This is a genomic window from Microbacterium sp. MYb45 (assembly GCF_002979655.1).
Lineage (GTDB): Bacteria > Actinomycetota > Actinomycetes > Actinomycetales > Microbacteriaceae > Microbacterium.
The window spans coordinates 109,944-134,789 of the sequence record NZ_PCPG01000003.1 but is presented as its reverse complement, the minus strand read 5'-3'; the positions used below and the strand labels follow the sequence as shown (position 1 = coordinate 134,789).

Below are 24,846 nucleotides of genomic sequence, written 5' to 3'. Positions count from 1 at the left end.
CCTCTAGATGCAGGCCCAGCAGTACATGTGGTGGCCGGATGCGGCGGCACGGCGCGCGAGAGCGGCGAGGTCGCGCGCGAACGCAGCCAACTGCGCCGGATCCGCACCCGCGAGCTCTTCGGTCTGCGACCACGGCTCGGCCACCTCGGCCAGGCGCGCGTCGTCGGCTGCGGCGAGCGCAGATGTCAGAGCATCCGTCACCGTGATGATGATCCGGTCGTAGTCTTCGCTCATCGCGAGGTTGTGTCCGGCACGCGGGTCTTCGGTCACGTCGTCGTACGGGGCGCCCGTGAGCAGCGCCTCGAGCGTGCCGAGCTGCACGACGGGATCGATACCGCCGAGCGTTCCGACGTCGAAACCGGAGTCCGTCGCGGTCGGCCCGCCCTCCACGTCGAGGACCTTCACGGCCTCTTCGTCGGATGCGGCGGAGAAGTAGTCGTAGATCACACTCATGCTCGACATCCTGCCAGTCCGTGCCGACGCCGACCTGCCGTGACCCGAGGTCTCCGGCTGGCGGGAGCTGCACGAGGCGCAGGCCGCGAGTGTCGACCGCGGCGAGGTCGTCGGGATCGAGGGCGGCCACTACCTCCACCACACGCAGTCGCCCGAGCTGGCGGCACAGACGCGCGCGTTCCTGGATTCGCTCGCGACCGACTAGCTCCGGTTTCAACTCGCGCGACCCCGGTCATCCGGGCCGACTCGCCACCCTCTCCCCGCTCACCACGGGGTCGCAATCCACCTATTGCCAAGCAGGTCTTGTCAGTAGGCGGCTAGGGGTCCACGCCCCGCGGGATAGGGACCGGGGGCTAGGGGCGCTGCCGTTCAGACGGTGCTGCGGGTGGGTTCAATGCGGTGCGTTGGCGGCCGGGCCGAATGGTCAGCACGATGACGACCGCAGTCAGGGCGATGATCGGCGCGGAGAACGGCAGGCTCAAGAATACGATCGTCGTGATCGCGCCGGAGGCGGCTACGAGAGCGGTGGCGATGACGGCCACGGTGCGTGAGGTCGCGCGGGCGAACGCGGGGAACAGGGAGATGGTGAGTGCGATCCCGATAAGCACGCACGCGGTGGCGGTGGTCGCGCCCCATATGGGAGGGAGGTTCGTCATGTCGGTGTCGACGCCCAGGTACCAGAGGACGTGTGCGCCCCCAGCGACGAGAATCCCGAGGCTGCCCAGTACAGCCGCCCCCCAGCGAGGATGAACCGTTGTGGGGCGGGATATCAGCCCCACAACGATCGCCCACAGACTGGCGAGAGGGGTGATGAAGAAACAAAGCACGTGGACGAGGGCTTCGTTCTGCTCGGTGAATGCGACGGCCACGATGGTCATAGCGACAGCAGCTGAGGCAACACTGATCGCCCCGAGCACCCAAGGCAGCACCTGTGTAATTCTCATTGCAAGCCCCTTTCGAGCAGCTGTTCGTGCTTCGAGGGGAACGAGTTCGGGGTGGGCGTCACGAGCCTCTTCGAGCATTCCGAAGAGCACGTGAGCGTTCACTTCTCTCCAGCGTCGCGGATAGGCTTTGAGGCTTCGTCGCAGGGGATCGGTGTTCATGCTTGTGCTCCCGCGGTCCGCACCTGCTGCAGTTTGAACTGTGCGCGTCGTGCCCGTTGGGCGAGCGCCTTCGCCTCGAGATCGAGAACGTGAAGCCCCGTCTCAGAGATCGCGTAGTACCGTCTCAACCTCCCGCCGACGATTTCATCCTGCGTCTGGGCGATCCACCCGAGTGCGAGGAGCTTCTCGAGTGCGGCGTACACGGTCGCGACACCTGGCCGTTGCCCCGTGAGCGTCGAGACTTCCTCGACGAGTGCGTATCCGTGGAGTGTGCGACCGGTGAGAGCAGTGAGAAGCGTGAACTGCAACGGTGACGGTGTCTTCATGACATCAACCCTAAAGAGTGGGCATATTCTGATCAACGAGAATATACCCACTCTCAGGAGGTCCTCAGTTGCATCCCGACGAGACCCACACGGCCAACCGCTGAGCCGGGTGTGAGCAACCCGCATGCATCCTCGGTGGCGGCGTAGGGGAACCGTGAGGATCGACGGATCCGCCCGCGCGCGGGAGTTGTATCGGATCCGTGCTCGACATCATCTACATCGCGCTGACTCTCGCGCTGTTCGCCCTCGTGTCCCTGGTCGCCAAGGCGGTGGACCGCGCATGATCGTCTTCGAGATCATCGCGGCCGTCCTCGCCGTCGCCGCCGTCGTCTACCTCGTCGTCGCGCTCGTCGCCCCGGAGCGGTTCTGATGGGTGCGGCGATCTGGTTCGGCATCCTGCAGCTCACGGCCGTCGTGGTCGTGCTCGTTCTGGTCTACCGCCCCCTCGGCGACTACATCGCCCGGGTGTACTCCTCGGCGAAGGACCTGCGCGTCGAGCGCGGCGTCTACCGGCTGATCGGCGTCGACTCGTCGTCCGAGCAGACCTGGCGCGCCTATGCCCGCAGCGTTCTCGCGTTCTCGGTCGTCGGGCTGCTGCTCGTCTACGGGCTGCAGCGCCTGCAGGCGTTCCTGCCGCAGTCGCTCGGTCTCCCGGCCGTGCCTGAAGGGCTCGCTTTCAACACCGCGGCATCCTTCGTCGCCAACACCAACTGGCAGTCGTACTCGCCCGAGCAGACCGTGGGCTACACCGTGCAGCTCGCCGGCCTCACGGTGCAGAACTTCGTCTCGGCGGCGGTCGGACTCGCCATCGCAATCGCGCTGATCCGCGGCCTCGCGCGCCGGGGCTCGGCGACCATCGGCAACTTCTGGGTCGACCTGATCCGCGGTCTCGGCCGCATCCTCCTCCCGATCGCCCTGATCGGTGCGGTGGCGCTCCTCGCCGGTGGCGTGATCCAGAACTTCGCCGGCTTCACCGACGTGACCACCGTGTCGGGCGGAACCCAGACCATTCCGGGCGGACCGGTCGCCTCGCAGGAGGCGATCAAGCTCCTCGGCACCAACGGCGGCGGCTTCTTCAACGCCAACTCCGCGCACCCGTTCGAGAACCCGACCGGGTTCACGAACCTGCTGGAGGTGCTGCTGATCCTCGTGATCCCGTTCTCCCTCCCCCGCACGTTCGGCCGCATAGTCGGCGACCACCGCCAGGGCTACGCCATCGCCGCGGTCATGGGCACGATCTTCCTGATCTCGACCTTCGCGCTCTCGGCGCTCGAACTGGCCGGCCGCGGCAGCGCACCCGAGCTCGCCGGCGCCGCGATGGAAGGCAAGGAGGTGCGCTTCGGCATCCTCGGATCCACGCTGTTCGGCAGCGCGAGCACGCTCACCTCGACCGGTGCGGTCAACTCGATGCACGACTCGTACACGGCGCTCGGCGGCATGATGCCGATGCTGAACATGATGCTCGGCGAGGTCGCCCCCGGCGGCGTCGGCTCGGGCCTCTACGGCATGCTCGTGCTCGCGATCATCGCCGTGTTCGTCGGCGGGCTGCTCGTCGGCCGCACCCCCGAATACCTCGGCAAGCGCATCGGTCCGCGGGAGATCAAGCTCGCGAGCCTGTACATCCTCGTGACGCCGACGCTTGTGCTGGTCGGCACCGCGCTGAGCTTCGCGATCCCCGGCATCCGGGAAGACGTGGAGTCGACCAGCATCCTGAACCCGGGCGTGCACGGCATGAGCGAGGTGCTCTACGCGTTCACCTCGGCGTCGAACAACAACGGCTCCGCCTTCGCCGGACTCACCGCGAACACCCCGTGGTTCAACACCGCACTCGGGATCGCGATGCTGCTCGGACGCTTCCTCCCCATCGTGCTCGTGCTCGCCCTCGCCGGCTCGTTCGCCGCGCAGGAGCGTGTGCCCGCCACCTCGGGAACGCTGCCCACCCACCGGCCGCAGTTCGTCGGCCTCCTCCTCACCGTGACGGTCGTCGTGACCGCCCTCACCTACTTCCCCGTGCTCGCACTGGGACCCCTCGCCGAAGGACTCGTCTGACCATGACTCTCATCACCACGCCTTCCGAATCCCCTTCTGAACAGCAGGATGCTGCGGCATCCGCCCCCGCGCAGCCGACGCGTTCCTTCGGCTGGTCACAGCTCGTCGAGGCCCTGCCCGGCGCCCTGCGCAAGCTGAACCCCGCAGCCCTCGTCCGCAACCCCGTGATGCTGCTGGTCTGGGTGGGCGCCGCGTTCGCGACCGTGCTGGCGATCGCCGAACCGTTCCTCGGCGGACCCGCCGACTCGGGCGGCACCCCGGTCCCCGCGCCGTTCACCTGGGGCATCGCGGTGTGGCTCTGGCTGACGGTGCTGTTCGCGAACGTCGCCGAGTCCGTCGCCGAAGGCCGTGGCAAGGCCCAGGCCGCGAGCCTGCGCAAGACGCGCACCAGCACGATGGCCCGCCGTGTGGTCGGTTATGACGCGGCTTCGGATGCCGCAGCAGAACGTGCCGAGACCCTGGAGGTCTCGTCCGCCGAACTGCAGCGCGACGACGTCGTGATCGTCACCGCCGGCGAACTGATCCCCGGCGACGGCGACATCATCGCGGGCATCGCGACCGTCGATGAGTCGGCCATCACGGGCGAGAGCGCCCCGGTGATCCGCGAGTCGGGCGGCGACCGCAGCGCCGTCACCGGCGGCACCCGCGTGCTGTCCGACCGGATCGTGGTGCGCATCACCTCGAAGCCGGGTGAGACGTTCGTCGACCGGATGATCGCCCTCGTCGAGGGCGCCAGCCGCCAGCGCACCCCGAACGAGATCGCGCTGAACATCCTGCTCGCCAGCCTGTCGATCATCTTCGTGGTCGTGGTGCTCGCCCTCAACCCGATCGCCTCGTACGCGGCATCGCCCGTCAGCATCCCGGTGCTCATCGCCCTGCTCGTCTGCCTGATCCCGACCACCATCGGGGCACTGCTCTCGGCCATCGGCATCGCCGGGATGGACCGGCTCGTGCAGCGCAACGTGCTCGCGATGTCGGGGCGCGCGGTCGAGGCCGCGGGTGACGTCACGACCCTGCTGCTCGACAAGACCGGCACCATCACCTACGGCAACCGCCGCGCGCACGAGGTCCTGCCCCTCCCGGGCGTCGACGCCGACGAGCTGCTGCGCGTCGCGGCCCTGTCGTCGCTCGCAGACCCCACCCCGGAGGGCGCCTCGATCGTCGAGCTCGCCGCCGCCCGCGGCATCCGCGTCACCGCTCCGGAGGATGCCGTCGTCGTGCCGTTCACCGCGCAGACCCGCATGTCGGGACTCGACCTCGCCGACGGCACGCAGATCCGCAAGGGCGCAGGTTCCGCGGTGCGGGCGTGGCTCGGGCTCGACGCCGAGGACGCGGAGCTCACCACCCGCACCGACACCGTCGCCGAAAGTGGAGGCACCCCCCTCGTCGTGGCGGTGACGACCCCCGGCGCGGAGGGCCGCGTCCTCGGCGTCGTGCACCTCAAGGACATCGTCAAGGACGGTCTGCGCGAGCGGTTCGACGAGCTGCGCAGCATGGGCATCCGCACGGTGATGATCACGGGCGACAACCCGCTGACCGCGAAGGCGATCGCTGCGGAGGCCGGGGTCGACGACTTCCTCGCCGAGGCGACGCCCGAGGACAAACTAGCCCTCATCCGCCGCGAGCAGGAGGGCGGACGCCTGGTCGCGATGACCGGCGACGGCACGAACGACGCCCCCGCGCTCGCGCAGGCCGACGTCGGCGTCGCGATGAACACCGGCACCTCGGCCGCGAAGGAGGCCGGCAACATGGTCGACCTCGACTCCGACCCGACCAAGCTGATCGACATCGTGCGCATCGGCAAGCAGCTGCTCATCACCCGGGGCGCCCTCACCACGTTCTCGCTCGCGAACGACGTGGCGAAGTACTTCGCGATCATCCCGGCGATGTTCATGGGCGTCTTCCCCGGACTCGCCGCGCTCAACATCATGCAGCTGCACTCGCCGGCATCCGCCGTGACCAGCGCGATCATCTTCAACGCGATCGTGATCGTGTTCCTGATCCCGCTCGCCCTGCGCGGAGTGAAGTACCGCCCGGCGAGCGCTTCGCAGATCCTGCAGCGCAACCTGCTCATCTACGGACTCGGCGGCGTGATCGCCCCGTTCATCGGCATCAAGCTCATCGACCTCGTCGTCAGCCTCATCCCGGGCTTCTGACCCGGCTCGGAAAAGGAACCCAGACATGTCCTCCACTCGCACCGCGGCCCGCACCACCGGGGTCGCCATCCGCGCGATGCTCGTCCTCACCCTCGTGCTCGGCGTCGGCTACACGCTCCTCGTCACGGGCATCGGGCAGCTCGCTCTCCCCTGGCAGGCGAACGGCTCACCCCTCCCCGACGACAAAGGCAGCTCACTGATCGGTCAGCCGTTCACGGATGCCGAGGGCGAAGCCCTGCCGGAGTACTTCCAGTCCCGCCCCTCGGCGGCCGGCGACGGCTATGACGGGGCAGGCTCCAGCGGCAGCAACCTCGGCCCGGAGAACCCCGACCTGGTCGCGGCCATCGCCGACCGCCAGGCCGCGATCGCGGAGCGCGAGGGTGTGAAGGCGTCCGAGGTGCCGGCCGACGCGGTCACGGCCTCGGGTTCGGGCCTCGACCCCCACATCAGCGTCGCCTACGCCCTGCTGCAGGTGCCGCGCGTGGCCGAGGCGCGCGGGCTCCCGGAACAGCAGGTCGAGGACCTCGTGGAGTCTAGGATTCAAGGGCGGGATCTGGGATTCCTCGGCGAGGAGCGCATCAACGTCGCCGAGCTCAACCTCGCGCTGGACGGCCAGGAGGGCGAATGAGCGCAGATCGGACGCATCGCCCGACGTCGGAGCAGTCTCGTCGTGGACGCCTCCGTGTCCTGCTGGGTGCCGCTCCCGGCGTGGGCAAGACGTTCGAGATGCTCGCCGAGGGGCGTCGGCTCCGCGAGGAGGGACACGACGTCGTCATCGCCATCGTCGAGACCCATGACCGCGCGGCCACGCTCGCGCAGACGGTCGGACTGCCCGAGGTGCCCCGTCGCGTCGAAGACCATCGCGGCGTCGCCCTGACCGAACTCGACCTCGACGCCGTGCTCGCCCGGGCTCCCGAGATCGCGCTCGTCGACGAGCTCGCCCACACGAACACCCCCGGTTCGCGGCATCCGAAGCGCTGGCAGGACGTGGACGAGCTGCTGGACGCCGGCATCGACGTCGTCACCACCGTCAACGTGCAGCACATCGAGTCGCTCAATGCCGTGGTCGAGAAGATCACCGGCATCGCGCAGCAGGAGACGATCCCGGATGCCGTGGTGCGCGCCGCGGACGAGATCGAGGTCGTCGACCTCGCGCCGCAGTCGCTGCGGGACCGGCTCTCCGCCGGGCTCGTGTACCCGGCCGAGCGCATCGATGCCGCCCTGTCGAACTACTTCCGCCTCGGCAACCTCACCGCGCTGCGCGAGCTCGCCCTGCTCTGGCTCGCCGACGAGGTCGACAGCGCCCTGCGCACCTACCGTGCGGAGCAGGGGATCGAAGGGAACTGGCAGGCCAGGGAACGGGTCGTCGTCGCCCTCACCGGCGGCCCCGAAGGCGAGACCCTGCTGCGTCGCGGTGCACGGATCGCCGCCCGCTCGGCCGGCGGAGAACTGCTCGCGGTGCACATCTCGGCCCAGGACGGGCTGCGCAACGAGACCCCGGGGGCGCTCGCCACGCAGCGCACCCTCGTCGAATCGCTCGGCGGCAGCTACCACCAGGTCGTCGGCGACGACATCCCGGCCACCCTGGTCGAGTTCGCGCAGGGGGTGGACGCCACGCAGCTCGTCATCGGGGTCAGCCGTCGCAGTCGACTCGCCGCCGCGCTCACCGGTCCCGGCATCGGATCGGAGGTGATCCGTCGCTCGGGCGACATCGATGTGCACATCGTCACCCACGCGGCGGCGGGCGGTCGACTCGCCCTGCCACGGATGACCGGCGGGGCACTCGGTTGGCGGCGGCAGCTGCTGGGCTTCGCGGTGGCCCTCGTGTTCGGACCCCTGCTGTCGTGGCTGATGTTCACCTTCCGCAGCCCCGAGTCGATCACCGCCGAGGTGCTCGCCTACCAGCTGCTCGTGGTGGTGGTCGCCCTCATCGGCGGCGTCCGTCCTGCCGTGTTCGCGGCCGTGCTCTCCGGCGTCACACTCGACTTCCTCTTCGTCGCACCGCTGTTCACCATCACGATCGCGCATCCGTTGCACGTGCTCGCCCTCGCCCTGTACGTGCTCATCGCGATCCTGGTGAGCATCATCGTCGACCAGGCCGCCCGCCGTGCCCGCACCGCGCAGCGCGCCACCGCCGAGGCCGAGCTGCTCGCCGCGGTCGCCGGCAACGTGCTGCGGGGCGACAACGCGGTACTGGCCCTCGCCAGCCGTACCCGGGAGGCGTTCGGGCTCAGCGGCGTGCGGGTGCTCTCCCCCGACGGCGAGGTGCTCGCCAGCGACGGGGAGCCGGTCGCCGACGGACGAGCCACGAGCATCCCGGTCGGCGTCCGCCCCGGTGGCGGCCCGCGCGCGATGCTGGAGCTGAACGGCGAACCGCTGGCGGGGCCGGAGCGTCGGCTGCTCGACGCGATCGTGGCGCAGCTGTCGGCCGCGATCGAGCACACCGACCTGCGGGCGACCGCGAGCGAGGCCGAGGCCCTGGCCGAGACCGACCAGGTGCGCAGCGCGCTGTTGTCGGCCGTGAGCCATGATCTGCGGCGCCCGCTGGCCTCGGCCGTCGCGGCGATCGGCGGACTCCGCGGCGCGCACGAGCTCTCGGCATCCGATCGCGCGGAGCTGCTCGCGACCGCCGACGAGAGCCTCGCCACCCTGTCGACCCTGGTCACCGACCTGCTCGACGTGAGCCGCGTGCAGGCCGGGGTGCTCGCGGTCTCCTCGTCGCGGATGGATGCCGCCGGCACGGTGCTCGCCGCCATCGACGAACTCGGACTGGGCCCGGCCGACGTCGAGCTCGCCCTCGACCCCGAGCTGCCGCCGGTGTTCGCCGACCCGGTGCTGCTGCAACGGGTGCTGGTGAACGTGCTCGCCAACGCGCATCGCCACGCTCCCGAGGGCAGCCGGGTGATCGTCTCGACCAGTGCCCTCGGCGATCGCGCCGAGATCCGCGTGATCGATCGCGGCGACGGGGTCTCACCCGAGCGACGGGACCGCATCTTCCAGCCGTTCCAGCGCTTCGGCGACACCGACAACACCACGGGGCTCGGGCTCGGGCTCGCCCTGTCGCGCGGGTTCGCCGAGGGCATGGGCGGTACCCTGACACCCGAGGACACCCCCGGCGGGGGCCTCACCATGGTCATCTCCCTGCCGCTCGGCGCAGGGCATCACGACACGGAGGAGACGGAGTGAAGCTCCTCATCGCCGACGACGACCCGCAGATGGTGCGGGCGCTGCGGATCACGCTCGCCGCCCATGGATACGAGGTCGTCGTGGCGGCCGACGGTGCCGCCGCGGTCGCTGCTGCCGCGCAGACGCATCCCGACCTCATCATGCTCGACCTGGGCATGCCCCGGCTCGACGGCATCGAGGTCATCCAGGCGCTGCGCGGATGGACGAACGTGCCGATCATCGTGGTCTCCGGCCGCACCGGGTCTGCCGACAAGGTCGAGGCTCTGGATGCCGGTGCCGACGACTTCGTGACGAAGCCCTTCCAGGTGGACGAGCTGCTCGCGCGGCTGCGGGCGCTGTCCCGCCGGTCGATGCCGGCGAACGGGGAGTCGACGGTGGCGTTCGGCGACGTCGTGGTCGACCTCGCGACCAAGACCGTGACCCGCGCCGGAACTCGCGTGCACCTGACGCCGACGGAGTGGCGGATGCTGGAGCACCTCGCACGGCATCCGGGTGCCCTGGTCACGCGACAGGATCTGCTGAAGGAGATCTGGGGCAGCGAGCAGGTGTCCGACTCGGGCTACCTGCGCCTGTACATGTCGCAGCTGCGCAAGAAGCTCGAGCAGGAGCCGGCCGTGCCGGTGCATCTGCTCACCGAGGCGGGGATGGGCTACCGGCTCGTGCTCTGAGCCGAGCGCGCACGGCGTCGCAGCACCGCGACGACCCCGGCGACGACGAGCAGCACGGCCACGATGATCGCGGCGACTGCTGTCGGGGTGCTCTCGGGCTCCCCGGTGAGACGGCCGACCGCGAGCCAGGCCAGACCCCAGGCCGTCGCGAGTGCGGGGGCGATGCGACCGGTCGCCCACGCGGCAGCGGCACCGATCACGAGCACGACCACCAGCACGGCGATCGCCCAGGCATCCGCGGCCTCCGCCCAACTCTCGGGTGCGATCTGCGTCAGCCACGCGGCCGTGTTCGCGACCGTCGCGATCGTCACCCAGCCGAAGTGCAGGCCGTTCGCGCCGTCGGTCAGGATGCGGTCGGCGAGGTTGCGCGCCGGGAAGCGCCCCAGCACCACGATCACCCGGGCGAGCACCGCCAGCAGCAGGGCGATCACCACGACTGTGAGCCACAGCGTCAGAAAGCGCGCGGTGACCAGCCACAGCCCGTTCAGCACCATCGACGCGGCGATCCATCCGCCCACGGCCTGCTGGCGAGCATCCTGCCGCTGTGCGGGAAGCGCCTGCCAGACGGTGTACGCGATGAGCCCGATGTAGATGAGGGACCAGATCGAGAAGGCGGGGCCGGCGGGCGCGAGGTACGAACCCTGCGCCGAGAGCGCGCCGTCCTGCAGGTCGTCGACGGATGCTCCGCCGAACGCTCCTGCGCCGATGGCGGCCGCGATCAGCATGAACGATGCCGCCGCGATGATCAGGCTCTGCCGGCCGATGCCCTTCGTACGTGAGTCCATGGTCGTGACCATACGGCGTGGAGCGCCCGGTGCGCATCGGGGTTGACACCCGGCCGCCGTTTCGCTAACCAGGTTAGCCAAACGGCCGGGCCGCCCGCCTCCTCTGCGCATCCGTCGGGAGAAAGTCCATCCGTCGGGAGACACGCCGTCGAATGCCCCGACACCCGCGAATCCTCCCGACATGCGTGCAGGCCAGGATGGATGCCGCGGAACGGGTGGGCGGATGACGGTGCCGGGACTCAGGGCCGGGCGAAGGCCGCGTCGATCAGGACCTCCGCGGCGCCGCGCGCCTGCACGGCCACGGAGGGGTCCTTCGAGATCGCGGCCGTGCTCTGCGCCCCCTCGGCGAGGATCGACAGCTGTGCGGCGAGCGCTGCGGGGGCACCCGTGTCGGCGACCAGGCCCGCCATGTACTCCTGGAACGACGCCTTGTGCGTGCGCACGATCTCGGCGACCTCGGGGTTCGTCCCGCCGAGCTCGCCGAACGCGTTGATGAAGGCGCAGCCGCGGAAGTCGTCGGCGCAGAACCAGTTCTCGAGGTATCCGTAGACCGCGAGCAGGCGGGTGCGCGGATCATCACCGGCATCCGTCACGGCCGCGGAGAGCCCGGACTCCCACTGGGCGTGCTTGCGGGCGAGGACAGCGGTGACGATGTCGGTCTTCGCGGGGAACAGCGCGTAGAGGCGACGCAGCGACACGCCGGCGGCCGAGCGCAGCTCGTCCATGCCGACGGCCGCGTACCCCTTGCGGTAGTAGAGCTCCTCCGCGGCGGACAGGATGCGCTCTCGGGCCTCGTCTTCGGTCATGTCCAGAAGTCTACTTGACACGAGAACGAACGTTCTCTAGATTGAACACATCGAACGAGAACGATCGTTCTCACCGCAACCGAAAGGACCAGGATCATGGGCTACATCACCGTCGGAAACGAGAACAGCACTCCGATCGAGCTCTACTACGAAGACCAGGGTTCGGGTCAGCCCGTCGTCCTGATCCACGGCTACCCGCTCGACGGCCACAGCTGGGAGCGTCAGACCCGCGAGCTCCTCGCCCAGGGCTACCGCGTCATCACTTACGACCGCCGCGGCTTCGGCGGATCTTCCAAGGTCAACGCCGGCTACGACTACGACACGTTCGCCGCCGACCTGAACACCGTGCTCGAGACCCTCGACCTGCGCGACGTCGTGCTCGTCGGCTTCTCGATGGGCACCGGAGAGCTCGCCCGCTACGTCGCGAAGTACGGACACGACCGCGTCGCGAAGCTCGCCTTCCTCGCCTCGCTCGAGCCCTTCCTGGTGCAGCGCGACGACAACCCCGAGGGCGTGCCGCAGGAGGTCTTCGACGGCATCGAGGCCGCGGCGAAGGGCGACCGCTTCGCGTGGTTCACCGACTTCTACCAGAACTTCTACAACCTCGACGAGAACCTCGGCTCGCGCATCAGCGAGCAGGCCGTGACCGGCAGCTGGAACGTCGCCATCGGCAGCGCACCCGTGGCCGCCTACGCGGTCGTCTCGGCCTGGATCGAGGACTTCCGTGGCGACGTCGAGGCCGTGCGCGCCGCGGCCAAGCCCACCCTGATCCTGCACGGCACGAAGGACAACATCCTCCCGATCGACGCGACCGCGCGCCGCTTCCACCAGGCGGTGCCGGATGCCGACTACGTCGAGGTCGAGGGCGCCCCGCACGGCCTGCTCTGGACCCACGCCGACGAGGTCAACGCCGCGCTGAAGGACTTCTTCGCCAAGTAACCCCGTACGAATCGCGCGAATGGTCCTATTTCTTCGGGAGATGGGACCATTTGCGCGATTCGCGAGCGACTCGACGCGGGGCTACGCGTCGCGCGAGCGCCAGAGCAGCCAGACGAAGTACGGGGCTCCGATCAGCGCGACCACGAGTCCGGCTGGCAGCTGGGCGGGGGCGATGACCGTACGCCCGATGGTGTCGGCGACACCGACGAGCAGACCGCCCAGCAGCACCGCGACCGGGATCACCCTGGCGTGCCTGGCACCGACGAGAGCCCGTGCCGCATGCGGAGCGACGAGCCCGACGAAGCCGATCACACCGATCGCCGTCACGCTGAGCGCCGCGAGCACCGCCGCCACGACCAGCAGCGTCAGCCGCACGGGCTCGAGGCGGATGCCGACGAGTCGCGGAGTGTCCTCGTCGAGCGACAGCACGTCGAGCTCGCGTCGGCTCATCACCACGAACGGCAGCGCGATGGCCAGGACGATCGCCAGCGGCAGCACCTGCTCCCACACGCGGCCGTACGTGGTGCCGGACAGCCACGTATAGATCTTCGGGGTGTCCCAGGGGTTCGACCTCAGCAGGAAGAAGGTCGTGAGCGACACCGTGAAGTACGAGACGCCGATGCCGATCAGCAGGAACCTGTCGGCGTTCAACCCGCCGCGCCACGACAGGAGGTACACGAGGGCGAAGGCCAACAGCGCCCCGGCGATGGCACCCGCGATCATGCCCGCGGTGGACGAAACGGCACTCGTGATCACCAGCACCGCGCCGAGGCCGCCGCCGCCCGTGACGCCGAGGATGCTCGGGTCGGCGAGCGGGTTCCGGCTGACCCCCTGGATGATAGCGCCGGACAGCGCGAGCGCCCCACCCGCCACGACCGCGGCCGCGATGCGCGGCGCCCGCTCGTCCAGCGCGAAGGCGATCGCGGGCGGAGCCTCACCCTGAAGCCACAGCACGATGTCGCCGGTCAGCAGCCAGGTGTGCCCGGCGAGCAGGCCGAGCAACAGCACCCCGATCACGCCCAGCACGACGACCACCATGGTGATGCGGAACCGGAGTCGGCTGCGCACGCCGAACCGCACCCGCGGAGGCTCTCGCGTCGGACCGGCATCGCGCAGGCGCCGCGCCATGAGCACGAGCACGATGGCTCCGAGGAGCGTGGTCGCGACGCCGGTCGGGATGAGGATCGCCGCCTCGGCCCCGATGATCGCCCGCAGCAGAGCATCCGAGAGGATCACGACGATCGCGCCGAGGAGGCCGGCCGCCGGGATCAGGAGCAGATGGCGGTTCAGACTCGGCACCACCCGCGTCAGCAGACGGGCGAGCACGGGCGCACACAGCCCGACGAAGCCCATCGGCCCCGCGAGCGTCACCGACACCGCGGTGAGCGTGACGGCGAGCAGGATTCCGATGGCCCGGGTCGAGCGGATCGGCACACCCAGGGAGGATGCCGTGTCGTCGCCGAGCGCCAGGATGTCGAACCGCCGCGCGAGCAGCAGGGCCGCCGCCGTCACCACGACCACGACGGGTGCCGCCTGCAGGAACGCGGTCAGCCCGAGCTGCGACAGGCTGCCGCTTCCCCACGCCAGCAGCCCCTTGGTCTCCTCGTCGAAGAGGATGAGCAGGGTCGAAGTGCCGGCCTGGAATGCGAGCGCGAGGGCCGTGCCCGCGAGGATCAGCCGCGTGGTCGACGACCCCGCACCACCGGCGAGGCCGAGCACGATCCCCGCGGCGATGAGGCCCCCGGCGAACGCGACAGCGCCCGACGCCCACACCGGCACCGCGATGCCGAACGCCGCGAGCGCCGTCACCGCGAGATAGGCACCGGCGGTCACGCCCAGCGTGTCCGGCGAGGCCAGAGCATTGCGGGCGAGCGACTGGAGGAGGATGCCGGCGACGCCGAGCGCCACCCCCACGGCGATGCCCGCGGCGAGGCGTGGCACCCGCGACCCCCACAGCACCTCGGTGTCGGCGAACACGGCACCGCTCGTGCCCTGCGTGAGATGCCAGCAGGCCACGGCGACGAGCACGATCGCAAGGGCGACGAGCACGCCGATGCCCGTCAGCAGGGCGCCCGGCCGGCGTCCCTCCGCCTCGTCGGGCGCGACGGCGGGAGCCGGGCGCGCCGGCTCCGTCGTTGCCGCCGCGTCGTCGAGGCGAAGGGCACCCGTCACCTCGAGAGCACCTCGACGTAGCCGTCGATGATCTGCTGGGTCGAGCGCGGTCCGCCGAACGTCCAGATCCCGGCGGGGAACGCGGTGAGGCGGTCATCGGCCACGGCGGGCAGCGAGGTCCAGGCCGGGTTGTCCTGCAGGGCGTCGATGAAGCTCTCCGACTCGGGGTCTTCGGTGCCGGTGTAGAACAGGCTGGCGTCGCCGACCGTGGTCATGCCCTCGACATCGGTCTGGCCGAGGCCGTACGTGGGGTCGACCTCGCCGGTCCAGGCGTTCTTCAGACCGAGCTTCTCGCCGATCTCCCCGACCAGCGAGCCCTGGCCGAACGGACGCAGCGCGACGTTGCCGCCGTCGACCCAGCCGTCGAAGAACACGAACTCCGTCGTGGGCAGGTCGAGATCCGCGAGCTCGGCCGATGCCGAGTCCAAGTGGGCCTGGAACTCGTCGGCGACGACCTCGGCGCGCTCCTCGCGGCCGGTCACCTGGGCGATGAGGTCGAGCGTGCCGAGCATCTTCGCGATGGGGTCGGCGGCATCCGCACCGATGGTCGCCAGCACCGGCACGTCGTAGGCCTCGAGCTGGGCGACGATGGGGTCGTCCGCGGCGCTGACCTCGACGATCACGAGGTCGGGCTCGGTGCCGAACAGCGTCTCGAGGTTCGGCTCCTGGCGGGTGCCGACGTCGGTCACACCCTCCGGGAGCTCCTCCGCGGTGACCCACGTGCTGTAGCCCTCGGCGTCGGCGACCGCGACCGGGGTGACGCACAGCGACAGCGCATCCTCGATCTGCTGCCACTCCAGCACCGCGATCCGCTCGGCGGGCTTGTCGAGTTCGACCGTGCGGCCGAGGTCATCCGTGACGGAGACGGCGCCCGTCGAGGTCGCGGTGGTGTCGTCGCCGCAGCCCGCGCTCGTCGAGGCCGAGGCGTCGGAGTCGGAGGCAGCGGGGGCCTGGGTGGTGCCGCAGCCGGCGAGGGCCATCACGAGCGCGCCACCCAGGGCGATCAGGGCGAGGGGCTTCTTCTTCATTCGGTTCTTCCTCCGGGAGGGGTGAGGGGGTTCAGGATGCTGCGCGGGCGCGGTGCCGGCCGTGGTGACGACCGCGCGGGAGCACCCGCACGAGGCCGGTCTCCTCGTCGATCTCGGTGTCGATCCGCAGGCCGTACACGTGCGAGAGGTTCTCGCCCGTGAGCACCTCGGCGGGGGTGCCCGCCGCGTGCACTCGACCGGCGTGCAGCAGCACCACGTCGTCCGCGACGGATGCCGCGTGGTCGAGGTCGTGCAGCACGACACCCAGGGCGGTGCCGTGGTCGTCGGCGAGCTCGCGCACCAGGTCGAGCGTCTCCACCTGGTAGCGCAGGTCGAGGTGGTTGGTCGGCTCGTCGAGCAGCAGCACGCCCGTCTCCTGCGCCAGCGCGGTCGCCAGCCACACGCGCTGCAGTTCGCCGCCCGAGAGCTGGTCGACGGGGCGCGAGGCCATCGTGCGGAGCCCGGTCAGTTCGAGCGCCCGCGCGACGGCGGCGCGGTCGGCGTCGCTGACGCCCGAGAAACGGCCCCGATGCGGGTGGCGGCCGTACGCCACGACGTCGGAGACCTCGATCCCGGACGGATGCGGCCGCGACTGCGAGAGCATCGCGACGGCCTTGGCGAACTCCTTCGCCGAGAGGGCCGCGGCATCGCGAGTCTCGTCGCCGCCGATGCGCACGCTCCCCGCCTCGATGCGGTGCAGGCGGGCGAGCGCGCGCAGGACGGTCGACTTGCCGCTGCCGTTCGGCCCGATGAGGGCGGTGACCCGTCCGGGTGCCAGGCGCAGCGAGACGTCGTGCACCACCCGGGCTCGGCCGTATCCGAGCACGAGGGATTCGCCGTGCAGGGCGTGGGACTCTGTCGTCATCTCAGCCCCGCATCGCGACGCCGCGGCGCCAGTAGCCCATGAACGCGACCTGCCCGCGGTCGACGCCGAGGTCCTTGACGAGGTGGCGGCGCAGGGTGGTGACCACGCCGCTCTCCCCCGCGATCCAGAAGTAGCGCTCCGCCGGGGCATCCGCCCGGTCGATCTCTTCCCCGAGGCCGGAGTAGTCCGGCGTCTCCCAGAGCAGGTCCTCGCCGTCGATGTCCTTCACACGGATCTCATCGGCGGCGTCGGCGTCTCCGAGGTAGCCGAGCACGGCGGGGATCAGGCGCAGGCCGTGCGGGTCACCGGCGTCGCGCGGCAGCCAGTGCACCTCGACGCCGGACGGCACGTCGATGCGCAGGATGTCGGCGGGAGAGGGCACCTCGATGAAGGCCACTCCGCGCAGGTCGCGGGGCGCGTCCTCCAGGATGCGGGCGATGGCGGGAGCCGCCGTCTCGTCGCCGGCGAGCACGACCGACGCCGCGGTGCCCGGCGCGAACTCGGCCCCACCGTGCGCATCCACGTCGACGCCGCGACGGGGCCCGACGAGGTAGAGCTCCTGGCCGACCGCCGCCTGGCTCGCCCACAGCGATGCGGGTCCGGTGAGCCCCGGCTCGAGGTGCAGCACGAAGTCGACGTCCACCTCGGTGCCCGCGGCGGGATCCACCCGCAGCTCGCGCACGGAGTAGGTGCGCATCGAGCCGCGCTCCTCCTCCGGCACCGCAAGGAAAGACTGCCACCAGTTGTCCGAGGCCCGATCGAGTTCGGGGAGGATGCCGGATGCCGGCGGGAAGACCAGCTTGATGCGGCTGTCGAACACCTCGCCGGGCGTGCCGAACTCACTCAGGTCGTCGCCGCCGAACGTCACGCGCACGAACGAGGGCGAGACGCGGGCGACGGCGCGCACCTCGGCGCGGGTGAGGATGTAGGTCGGACGCTCGGTGGTGGTCGTCTCAGCGGACATGGTGCCTCCCGATGGGTGTGACCATCGGCTTGCCAGAGACCGGGTCGATGGTGATCTGATTGGCGAGGCCGAAGACCTCTTCGACGAGCTGTGCGGTGACGATGTCCTGCGGGGCGCCCGTCGCGTGCACCCGCCCGTCTTTCATGGCGACCAGCTCGTCGGCGTAGCGTGCCGCGAGGTTGAGGTCGTGCAGCACCATGACGATGGTGGTGCCGCGCGAGACGCTCAGGTCGGTGAGCAGGTCGAGGACCTCGACCTGGTGCGCGACGTCGAGGAACGTGGTCGGCTCGTCGAGCAACAGGATGTCGGTCTCCTGCGCGAGGGCCATCGCGATCCAGACGCGCTGCCGCTGTCCGCCGGAGAGCTCATCGACGCTGCGGTCGGCCAGGTCGGTGATGCCGGTCGCGTCGAGGGCATCGGCCACCACCTCGTAGTCGTGGGTGCTCCACCGCGCGAGCATCTTCTGGTGCGGGTGCCGTCCCCGACCGACCAGATCCGCGACCGCGATGCCCTCGGGCGCGACCGGCGACTGCGGCAGCAGGCCGAGGATGCGGGCGACCTCTTTGGTGGGCCGGGCGTGCACGGACTTGCCGTCGAGCACGACCTGTCCCTCGGTGGGCGAGAGCAGGCGGGCGAGCGAGCGCAGCAGCGTCGACTTGCCGCATCCGTTGGCCCCGACGATCGTCGTGATGCGGCCGGGGGCGATCTGCAGGTCGAGGCCGTCGACGACGGTGCGGTCACCGTAGGCCAGACTCACGCCTTCGGCGGACAGGCTGTGCGAGACGGTCAAAGCGAACCCCCGGAACGGTTGGTGCGGATGAGCAGGTAGATCAGGTACGGCGCACCGACCACGCCGGTGATGACGCCGACCGGATAGCGGGTACCGAAGGCGAACTGGCCGATCAGATCGCCGCCGAGCACGAGCACGGCCCCGACGAACGCCGACGGCAGGAGCAGGTTGGCGCCCGGCCCGGTGATGCGGGCGGCGATGGGTCCGGCCATGAACGCGACGAACGCGATGGGACCGGTCGCCGCGGTCGCGAACGCGAGCAGCGCGACCGCCCCGAGGATGAGCAGCAGGCGCGTGGCGTCGACCCGGATCCCGAGGCCGGCCGCGGAGTCGTCGCCGAGCTGGAGGGCGCCGAGCGCACGCCCCTGCGACAGCATCAGCGGCACGATGATGAGCGCGGCGATGGCCATCGGCAGCACCCGCTCCCACGACGCATTGTTGAGGCTTCCGGTCAACCACTGCATCGCGGTCTGGATGTCCCAGTTCGCGGCGCGCGACAGCATGTACGAGATGACGCTCTGCAGCATCGCCGCGACACCGATGCCGATCAGGATCAGGCGGGTGCCGGCGAAGCCGCCCTTGATCGAGAGCAGGTAGATCGCGAAGGCCGTGACGACGGCGCCGCCGAGGGCGAGCAGCGACACGACCGGCCCGTTCACCGAGAGCACGACGATGCCGAAGACCGCGGCCGCCCCGGCGCCGTTCGAGATGCCGATGATGTCGGGCGAGGCGAGCGGATTGCGCAGCATCGTCTGGAAGCAGACTCCCGCCATGCCGAAGCCGATGCCGGTGAGGACGGCCAGGATCGCCCGCGGCAGCCGCAGGTCGCCGACGGTGAATGAGGCCCCGGGGACGGTCTCGCCGAGGATCACGCGGATGACCTCGTCGAGCGGGTAGAACGTGTTGCCGACCATGAGGGCGACCGTGAACAGCACGAGCAGCAGGATGCCGAGCACGATCGTGGCGATCGCGTGGCGGCGGTGGCGCGCGCGACGGCCCGCGACGATGCGCGCGATCCGGGCGGATGCCGGCTCGTCGACGCGGTCGAGGGTGTGTTCGGTGTGCTCGGTCGTGCTCACAGCTCACGCACCTTCTGCCGACGGACGATCCAGATGAAGAACGGGGCGCCGATGATGGCGGTGATGATGCCGACCTGGATCTCCTCCGCCGAGGGCGAGATCACGCGGCCGATGATGTCGCTCGCGGTCAGCAGCGCGGCACCGGCGATGGCCGAGAACGGCAGCAGCCAGCGGTGATCGGTGCCCACCAGCATCCGGCACATGTGCGGGACGATGAGGCCTACGAATCCGATGGGCCCGGCGATGGCCGTCGCCGCTCCCGCGAGGATCACCGCACCGAGCGCCGATATCAGGCGTGTGCGGAACACGTGCTCGCCGAGACCCTTGGCCATGTCGTCGCCGAGCGCGAGCGAGTTCATGCCGCGCGAGCACAGGAAGCAGATGAGGGCGCCGACCGCGAGGACGGGCGCGGTGAGCGCGATGCGCGGCCACTCCGCCCCGCCGACACCGCCGATCTGCCAGGACTGGAACGTCTGCAGCAGGTCGACGCGGGGCAGCATGACGGCACTGATCAGCGAGGCGAAGGCCGCCGAGGTGGCGGCACCCGCGAGCGCGAGCTTGAGGGGCGTCGCACCCCCGCGCCCGAGGGAGCCGACCGTGTAGACGAACACGGCGGCGATCCCGGCTCCGGCGATCGCGAACCCCATCTGCCCGTAGGGGTTGCTGAGGCCGAAGAAGGCGATGCCGCAGACGACCGCGAGCGAGGCGCCGTTCGAGACGCCGAGGATGCCGGGGTCGGCGATGGGGTTGCGCGTCACAGCCTGCATGGTCGCACCGGAGAGGGCGAGCGCGGCACCGACGAGGAGGGCGAGCACGGTGCGCGGGATGCGCTTGACGATCGCGGCCTGGGAGATCGTGTCGGTGTGGCCGCCGAGGGCCGCGACGATGTCGTCGAAGGAGACCGCGCGCACGCCGAACGAGATCGACAGGATGCTGAGGACGACGAGCACCACGACCCCGATGAGCAGCCAGAAGGTGCGCACCAGCGCCGGGTGCCGCAGGTCTGCGGCACCCGGCGCGGGGGCGATGACGGTTGCTGAGGTCACTGAGGATTCACTCCGCTGATGCGGATCGAACGGCTACTTCGCGAGCGGTGCAGCCAGCAGTGCGAGGTAGTCGCTGAGGCCCCACGGGATGGACAGCGGCGACGGGTTCGCGGATGCGGCGACCGGCGTCGCGTTGGGGAGGATCGCGATACGCCCCTCGGCGATGGCCGGGATCTTCGACAGCAGCGGGTCGGCCTGGAGCTGAGCGATGAGCGCGTCGTCGCCGTAGGTGACGAACAAGTCCACGTCGGCGAACTTCGCGACCTCTTCCGCGCTGACCGTCAGATCGAACTTCTCGGTGTCTGCGGTGTCTTCCACGATCGACGGGAACGGCAGGCCGAGGTTGTCGTGGAGGTATCCGGGACGCGTGTCGATCGCCGTGTAATAGCCGATCTGGCTCAGGTCGGCCGGGTCGAGGTACGCGAACAGGACCTTCTTGTCCTTCAGGATGCTGTTCGCCTCGAGAGCGGTCTCGGCGTCGGCGTGCAGCTCGTCGATCAGTGCTTCGCCCTCATCCTGGAGGCCGAGTGCCTTCGAGTTCATCTCGATCATGTCGTCGACCGAGGTGCCCCAGGCGACCTCGGGGAACGCGATGACCGGAGCGATCTTGGAGAGGGTGTCGTACTCCTCCTGCGTGAGGCCGGAGTATGCCGCGAGGATCACGTCGGGCTCGGTGTCGGCCACGGCCTCGTAATCGATGCCGTCGGTCTCATCGAACAGGACCGGGGTCTCGGCGTCCAGCTCGTCGAGCTTCTCCTCGACCCAGGGCAGCACGCCGTTGTCGTCGTCGTCGCCCCAGCTGGCCTTGCTCATGCCGACCGGGACGATGCCGAGCGCCAGCGGCACCTCGTGATTCGCCCAGGCGACCGTCGCGATGCGCTCGGGCTTCTCCGAGATGGTGGTCTCGCCGTAGGCGTGCTCCACCGTGACGGGGAAGGCATCCGCGGAGGCGGGGTTACCGCCGGCTGTTCCGGTCGATTCCGGCGCGGGGGACGCGCAGGCGGAGAGGCCGACGGCGAGTGCAGCGGCCGCGCCGATGGCGAGGATTCGAGAGATGCGCACAGGCGTTCCCTTCGGGTTCGGGGTGAGGGGGCGGCGCGAGAGGTGCGCCCAGCCTTTGGTAAGCCTGGCCTAATCTAACACGGAGGTTAGGGCGACCTCACTTCGAGTCCTGGAACCCCGCGCAGTTGCGGGCACAGAAAAAGCCGGCCGGATCCGTGAGGATCCGGCCGGCTTCAGGAAGTCAGCGCGCGCTCAGAGAGCGCGGATGTTCGCCGCCTGCATGCCCTTGGGGCCACGCTCAGCGTCGAATTCGACCTTCTGGTTCTCGCGGAGCTCCTTGAAACCGGAGCCGGCGATAGCCGAGTAGTGGGCGAAAAGGTCGTCCGAGCCGTCATCGGGAGCGATGAAGCCGAAGCCCTTTTCCGCGTTGAACCATTTCACAGTGCCAGTGGCCATGTGTTTCTACTTTCTGTTGACTTAGCCGTTTACACGGCCTACGCCGAATCGGAACATCCGAGACGCGCGCATTGTCACGCTACCACGGCAGGCTGACCAACAGCACTGTGCGACGGATTCTTCTGCAGAAGTGCCGCCTCGGTGCGCGTGCTGACCCCGAGTTTCCGCAGCACCGCCGACACATGGACGCTCACTGTCTTGACGCTGATGAACAGCCGCTCGCCGATCTGGCGGTTGCTCAGCCCCTCGGCGATGAGCTCGAGCACCTGCTTCTCCCGCGCGGTCAGCGGGTCGGTGCCGATGGAAGGCTCCGCATCGATGCGGAGCCCGAGCCCCGCATCGGTCGCGAAACGAGCGACGGCGGCCTGCAGCTGCGCGTGCCCCAGGGCCGCGGCGATCTCGGCCGCCTCGGCCAGCACGGTCGACGCCGCTGCGCGGTCGCCCGCCTGCACCCGCATCCGCGCCTGCTCGAGCCGGATCACGACGCGGAAGGTGACCGGAACGTCATCGCCGTCGGCACACCGCAGCGCCGCATCGAGCGAGTCGGGATGCGGGTCGAGCAGGGCCACGAGGATCGTCGACCAGGCGTCGTCTTGGAGCTGCGCGGGCTGCGCGAGCCAGGCGGTGCGAATCGCGTCGGCTGCGTCGGCGACCGCGGACCCCTCTGCCCGCAGCTCGGAGAGGAGCGCCCCGCCCTGCAGCATGAGTCGCCGCTGGTGCAGCAGGGCCGGCCGATCATCGCGGAGCATCTCGAGGATCGTGTCGAGAGCACCGCGGAGGTCGCCCGCGCTCTCGGCCACCGCGACCGTCATCATCACCCGGTCGTACCAGATCTGCCGCTCCGAGATGCCGGTCTCCTCGAACGCGGGCAACCACGTCTGCAGCAACTCCGCCGCCTCGGCTGACCGGCCGCGCCAGGCCAGCACCCGCACGTGCGTCATGCTCATGTACATGCGGAACACCCGCAGAGTGCCCTGCACGAAGTCGCGCGACAGCATGTCTTCGACCCGGTCGATCTCCCCCAGCTCGAGCAGCGGCACCACCATGTTCTGCGCCATGATCGAGCCCGATGTGCGTTCGACGCGGAGTTCGCGCGCCCGGCGCAGCCCCTCCTCGGCGACCTCGACGGCCTCGCGGTAGCGGCCGAGCAGAGTGAGCAGATCGGAGTAGTTGACGCGGTAGCGCATCTCGGCGTCCGAGCCCGTCGCGAGCTGCCGTGCATGTTCGTATTCGCGCACGCCCGCCTCGACCTCACCCAGGTGCGCGAGCGAGCCGCCGCGCACATTCGCGGCGACGGACAGCTGATCGGAGGAGCCTGCGCCCGCCGCCCTGCGCTCGGCCTCGTCCGCGAGACGGATCGCCTCTTCACGGTCGCCCGCGATCATGCGGCGGCTGGCGAGACGGTTGAGCAGCTCGGCGCGGAAGGCCTCATCGTCGATGTGCTCCTCGGCGATGGCCAAGGCCTGTTGCAGCAGCGGGATCGCCCCGAGGCGCCCGAGGTTGACCAGGTACAGCGCCTTGTTGCGCAGCAGCCGCGCATGCAGACGCGGATCCACCGTTTCGGGGTCGACCTCGGCGAGAGCGAGGTTCGCGACGGCGAGCGCCCGCTCACCATCGCCCGCGTTGCGGAGGATCGACCCCAGGACGAGAAGCAGATCGAGGCGCTCGATCCGCGCGGCCCCGGCAGCATCGGGGACGAGCGGCCACAGCTCCAGCACGAGCTCGCCGAAGCGGGCGGCGGTCGCGAACGCGTACTGCGACTTCGCGTGGCGCATCGCATCGGCGGCGGCGACGAGCGCCTTGCGGTCGTCTTGCGCGAGCTGCCAGTGGTACGCGAGCGCGGCGGCATCCCCCGAGTCACTGCCCGCGCCCTGGGCCTCGAGCGACTCGGCATAGGCGCGATGCAGCCGGGCGCGCTCACCCGGGAGCAGATCGTCGTGCACTGCTTCACGAAGGAGGGCGTGCCGGAACCGATAGTCGTCGTCGACCACGACCAGGATGCCGCTGCGCGTCGCCTCGCGGATCGCCTCGTCGAGCTGCTGCTCGGGGCGATCGGCGAGGCGCGTGATCAGCGGATGCGACAGCGGGCGCTCCGCACCGGAGGCGACCTTGACGACGTGCTGCGCATCGTCGCCGAGACGATCGAACCGGGCCAGCAGCAGGTCGCGGAGGCCATCGGGAAGAGAGCCGTTCGCGCATCCCGCGATCTCCTCGACGAAGAACGGCACGCCCTCGGCACGTTCCTGCATGCGGTCGAAGGCGGCTTCGGACAGCGGGCGACCGGTGATCTGCTCAGCCAGCTCCCGCACCGCGGCTTCGTCGAGCCGGGCGAGCGTGAGGCGCTCGAGCAGACGCGCACGGGTGGCCTCGCCGATGAAGCGGCTCACGGCGTCGCCACGCCGCACGTCGTCGCTCCGGCAGGTGAGGAGCAGCAGGATGCGACCGCGGCCGAGGGCGCGCAGGAGGAACGACAGGATCGCGAGCGTCGACTCGTCGGCCCAGTGCAGGTCTTCCACCACGAGCACCTGCGGAGCCCGTTCGGCGGCCGCCTCGATGAGGGAGGCGATGGCGTCGCGGAGCCGCTCAGGGCTGGTGCGCTCGCGATCGGTCGGAGCATCGACGAGCTCAGGCAGCAGCATCCCCAGCGCCTCGACGCCCACACCGACCGACTCGCGCACCCGTTCGATGCCCATGCGCGTGACGATCGAGCGGAGGATGCCGGTGAGCGGGCCGTAGGGCGTGCGGGAGGCCCCGAGGTCGAGGCACCAGCCCACATGGACGTCGGCGGTGTTCCTGATCTCGGTGGCGAACTCGCGCAGCAGCCGGGACTTGCCGATCCCCGCCTCGCCCTCGACGAGCAGCGCTGCCGGCACGCCCTCGCGCACGCCCTCGAAAAGACGGCGCACCTCGGAGAGCTCGGCCGCACGACCGACCATCGCGGCGCTCGGTGCGGAGGAAGGCATGGATTCATCG

At 70.1% G+C, this 24,846-nt stretch carries 22 protein-coding genes; 7 read left to right on the top strand and 15 right to left on the bottom strand.

All coding sequences use genetic code 11. The annotated features are described in order from the left end of the window. Positions 1 to 3 precede the first annotated feature (3 nt). The 3 genes from CQ034_RS08500 to CQ034_RS08490 form a co-directional block, all read right to left on the bottom strand. Positions 4 to 453: a hypothetical protein gene (locus tag CQ034_RS08500; RefSeq protein WP_105710695.1), complete on the bottom strand. Its 450-nt coding sequence runs from the start codon at positions 451 to 453 to the stop codon at positions 4 to 6. A gap of 353 nt (positions 454 to 806) precedes the next feature. Beyond that, positions 807 to 1,556, bottom strand: a complete 750-nt coding sequence (locus CQ034_RS08495; protein ID WP_146114820.1) for a hypothetical protein — start codon at positions 1,554 to 1,556, stop codon at positions 807 to 809. Next, positions 1,553 to 1,882, bottom strand: coding sequence for a PadR family transcriptional regulator (locus CQ034_RS08490; RefSeq protein ID WP_181156257.1), 330 nt, complete (start codon positions 1,880 to 1,882; stop codon positions 1,553 to 1,555). Before CQ034_RS08490 ends, CQ034_RS08495 begins: the two co-directional genes overlap by 4 nt. Before the next feature lie 280 nt (positions 1,883 to 2,162). On the opposite strand from CQ034_RS08490, the gene CQ034_RS08485 reads away from it, so the two are divergent. From CQ034_RS08485 to CQ034_RS08460, 6 genes are read left to right on the top strand one after another with little or no spacing between them, the layout of a single operon-like run. After that, positions 2,163 to 2,252: a potassium-transporting ATPase subunit F gene (locus tag CQ034_RS08485; RefSeq protein ID WP_036303189.1), complete on the top strand. Its 90-nt coding sequence runs from the start codon at positions 2,163 to 2,165 to the stop codon at positions 2,250 to 2,252. Continuing rightward, positions 2,252 to 3,931: a potassium-transporting ATPase subunit KdpA gene (kdpA, locus tag CQ034_RS08480; protein ID WP_105710692.1), complete on the top strand. Its 1,680-nt coding sequence runs from the start codon at positions 2,252 to 2,254 to the stop codon at positions 3,929 to 3,931. Before CQ034_RS08485 ends, kdpA begins: the two co-directional genes overlap by 1 nt. 2 nt (positions 3,932 to 3,933) lie before the next feature. Next, positions 3,934 to 6,087: a potassium-transporting ATPase subunit KdpB gene (kdpB, locus tag CQ034_RS08475; RefSeq protein WP_105710691.1), complete on the top strand. Its 2,154-nt coding sequence runs from the start codon at positions 3,934 to 3,936 to the stop codon at positions 6,085 to 6,087. Positions 6,088 to 6,112: 25 nt separating this feature from the next. Further along, a complete protein-coding gene (gene kdpC, locus CQ034_RS08470; RefSeq protein WP_105710690.1) occupies positions 6,113 to 6,715 on the top strand; it encodes a potassium-transporting ATPase subunit KdpC in 603 nt (200 codons plus the stop codon). Beyond that, positions 6,712 to 9,273, top strand: a complete 2,562-nt coding sequence (locus CQ034_RS08465; protein WP_105710689.1) for an ATP-binding protein — start codon at positions 6,712 to 6,714, stop codon at positions 9,271 to 9,273. Before kdpC ends, CQ034_RS08465 begins: the two co-directional genes overlap by 4 nt. Then, entirely contained in the window at positions 9,270 to 9,941 is a 672-nt protein-coding gene (locus CQ034_RS08460; RefSeq protein WP_105710688.1) for a response regulator, read from the top strand. Before CQ034_RS08465 ends, CQ034_RS08460 begins: the two co-directional genes overlap by 4 nt. On the opposite strand, the gene CQ034_RS08455 is transcribed toward CQ034_RS08460, so the two are convergent. Both CQ034_RS08455 and CQ034_RS08450 read right to left on the bottom strand, forming a co-directional pair. Beyond that, entirely contained in the window at positions 9,923 to 10,726 is an 804-nt protein-coding gene (locus tag CQ034_RS08455; protein WP_105710818.1) for a TspO/MBR family protein, read from the bottom strand. The two genes, CQ034_RS08460 and CQ034_RS08455, sit on opposite strands and share 19 nt — an antisense overlap. Positions 10,727 to 10,965: 239 nt before the next feature. Next, positions 10,966 to 11,532: a TetR/AcrR family transcriptional regulator gene (locus CQ034_RS08450; RefSeq protein WP_105710687.1), complete on the bottom strand. Its 567-nt coding sequence runs from the start codon at positions 11,530 to 11,532 to the stop codon at positions 10,966 to 10,968. Between the two features lie 96 nt (positions 11,533 to 11,628). On the opposite strand from CQ034_RS08450, the gene CQ034_RS08445 reads away from it, so the two are divergent. Continuing rightward, the gene (locus CQ034_RS08445; protein WP_105710686.1) at positions 11,629 to 12,471 is read left to right on the top strand and encodes an alpha/beta fold hydrolase; all 843 of its coding nucleotides are present in this window, start codon (positions 11,629 to 11,631) and stop codon (positions 12,469 to 12,471) included. Between the two features lie 81 nt (positions 12,472 to 12,552). Here the strand turns inward: CQ034_RS08445 and CQ034_RS08440 are convergent, their stop codons facing one another. The 10 genes from CQ034_RS08440 to CQ034_RS19835 all read right to left on the bottom strand — a co-directional run bounded on the left by CQ034_RS08440 (position 12,553) and on the right by CQ034_RS19835 (position 24,836). Then, complete coding sequence (locus CQ034_RS08440; protein WP_105710685.1) at positions 12,553 to 14,643, bottom strand: iron ABC transporter permease; 2,091 nt, start codon at positions 14,641 to 14,643, stop codon at positions 12,553 to 12,555. After that, a complete protein-coding gene (locus CQ034_RS08435; protein ID WP_105710684.1) occupies positions 14,640 to 15,671 on the bottom strand; it encodes an iron-siderophore ABC transporter substrate-binding protein in 1,032 nt (343 codons plus the stop codon). The genes CQ034_RS08440 and CQ034_RS08435 overlap by 4 nt, the downstream gene beginning before the upstream one ends. A gap of 31 nt (positions 15,672 to 15,702) precedes the next feature. Further along, positions 15,703 to 16,536 (bottom strand): ABC transporter ATP-binding protein, encoded by an 834-nt coding sequence (locus CQ034_RS08430; RefSeq protein WP_105710683.1) that lies wholly within the window; start codon positions 16,534 to 16,536, stop codon positions 15,703 to 15,705. Between the two features lies 1 nt (position 16,537). After that, positions 16,538 to 17,500: a siderophore-interacting protein gene (locus CQ034_RS08425; RefSeq protein ID WP_105710682.1), complete on the bottom strand. Its 963-nt coding sequence runs from the start codon at positions 17,498 to 17,500 to the stop codon at positions 16,538 to 16,540. Then, on the bottom strand, positions 17,490 to 18,290 hold the full coding sequence (locus CQ034_RS08420; RefSeq protein ID WP_029261439.1) for an ABC transporter ATP-binding protein: 801 nt from the start codon (positions 18,288 to 18,290) through the stop codon (positions 17,490 to 17,492). The genes CQ034_RS08425 and CQ034_RS08420 overlap by 11 nt, the downstream gene beginning before the upstream one ends. Continuing rightward, complete coding sequence (locus CQ034_RS08415) at positions 18,287 to 19,369, bottom strand: iron chelate uptake ABC transporter family permease subunit (protein WP_105710681.1); 1,083 nt, start codon at positions 19,367 to 19,369, stop codon at positions 18,287 to 18,289. Before CQ034_RS08415 ends, CQ034_RS08420 begins: the two co-directional genes overlap by 4 nt. Next, complete coding sequence (locus CQ034_RS08410; RefSeq protein ID WP_105710680.1) at positions 19,366 to 20,415, bottom strand: iron ABC transporter permease; 1,050 nt, start codon at positions 20,413 to 20,415, stop codon at positions 19,366 to 19,368. The genes CQ034_RS08415 and CQ034_RS08410 overlap by 4 nt, the downstream gene beginning before the upstream one ends. Before the next feature lie 33 nt (positions 20,416 to 20,448). Then, positions 20,449 to 21,477 (bottom strand): iron-siderophore ABC transporter substrate-binding protein, encoded by a 1,029-nt coding sequence (locus CQ034_RS08405; protein WP_105710679.1) that lies wholly within the window; start codon positions 21,475 to 21,477, stop codon positions 20,449 to 20,451. A 192-nt stretch (positions 21,478 to 21,669) separates the two neighbouring features. Continuing rightward, entirely contained in the window at positions 21,670 to 21,873 is a 204-nt protein-coding gene (locus CQ034_RS08400) for a cold-shock protein (RefSeq protein WP_017831237.1), read from the bottom strand. A gap of 74 nt (positions 21,874 to 21,947) precedes the next feature. Further along, the gene (locus CQ034_RS19835) at positions 21,948 to 24,836 is read right to left on the bottom strand and encodes an AAA family ATPase (protein ID WP_181156256.1); all 2,889 of its coding nucleotides are present in this window, start codon (positions 24,834 to 24,836) and stop codon (positions 21,948 to 21,950) included. Between the last annotated feature and the right edge of the window lie 10 nt (positions 24,837 to 24,846).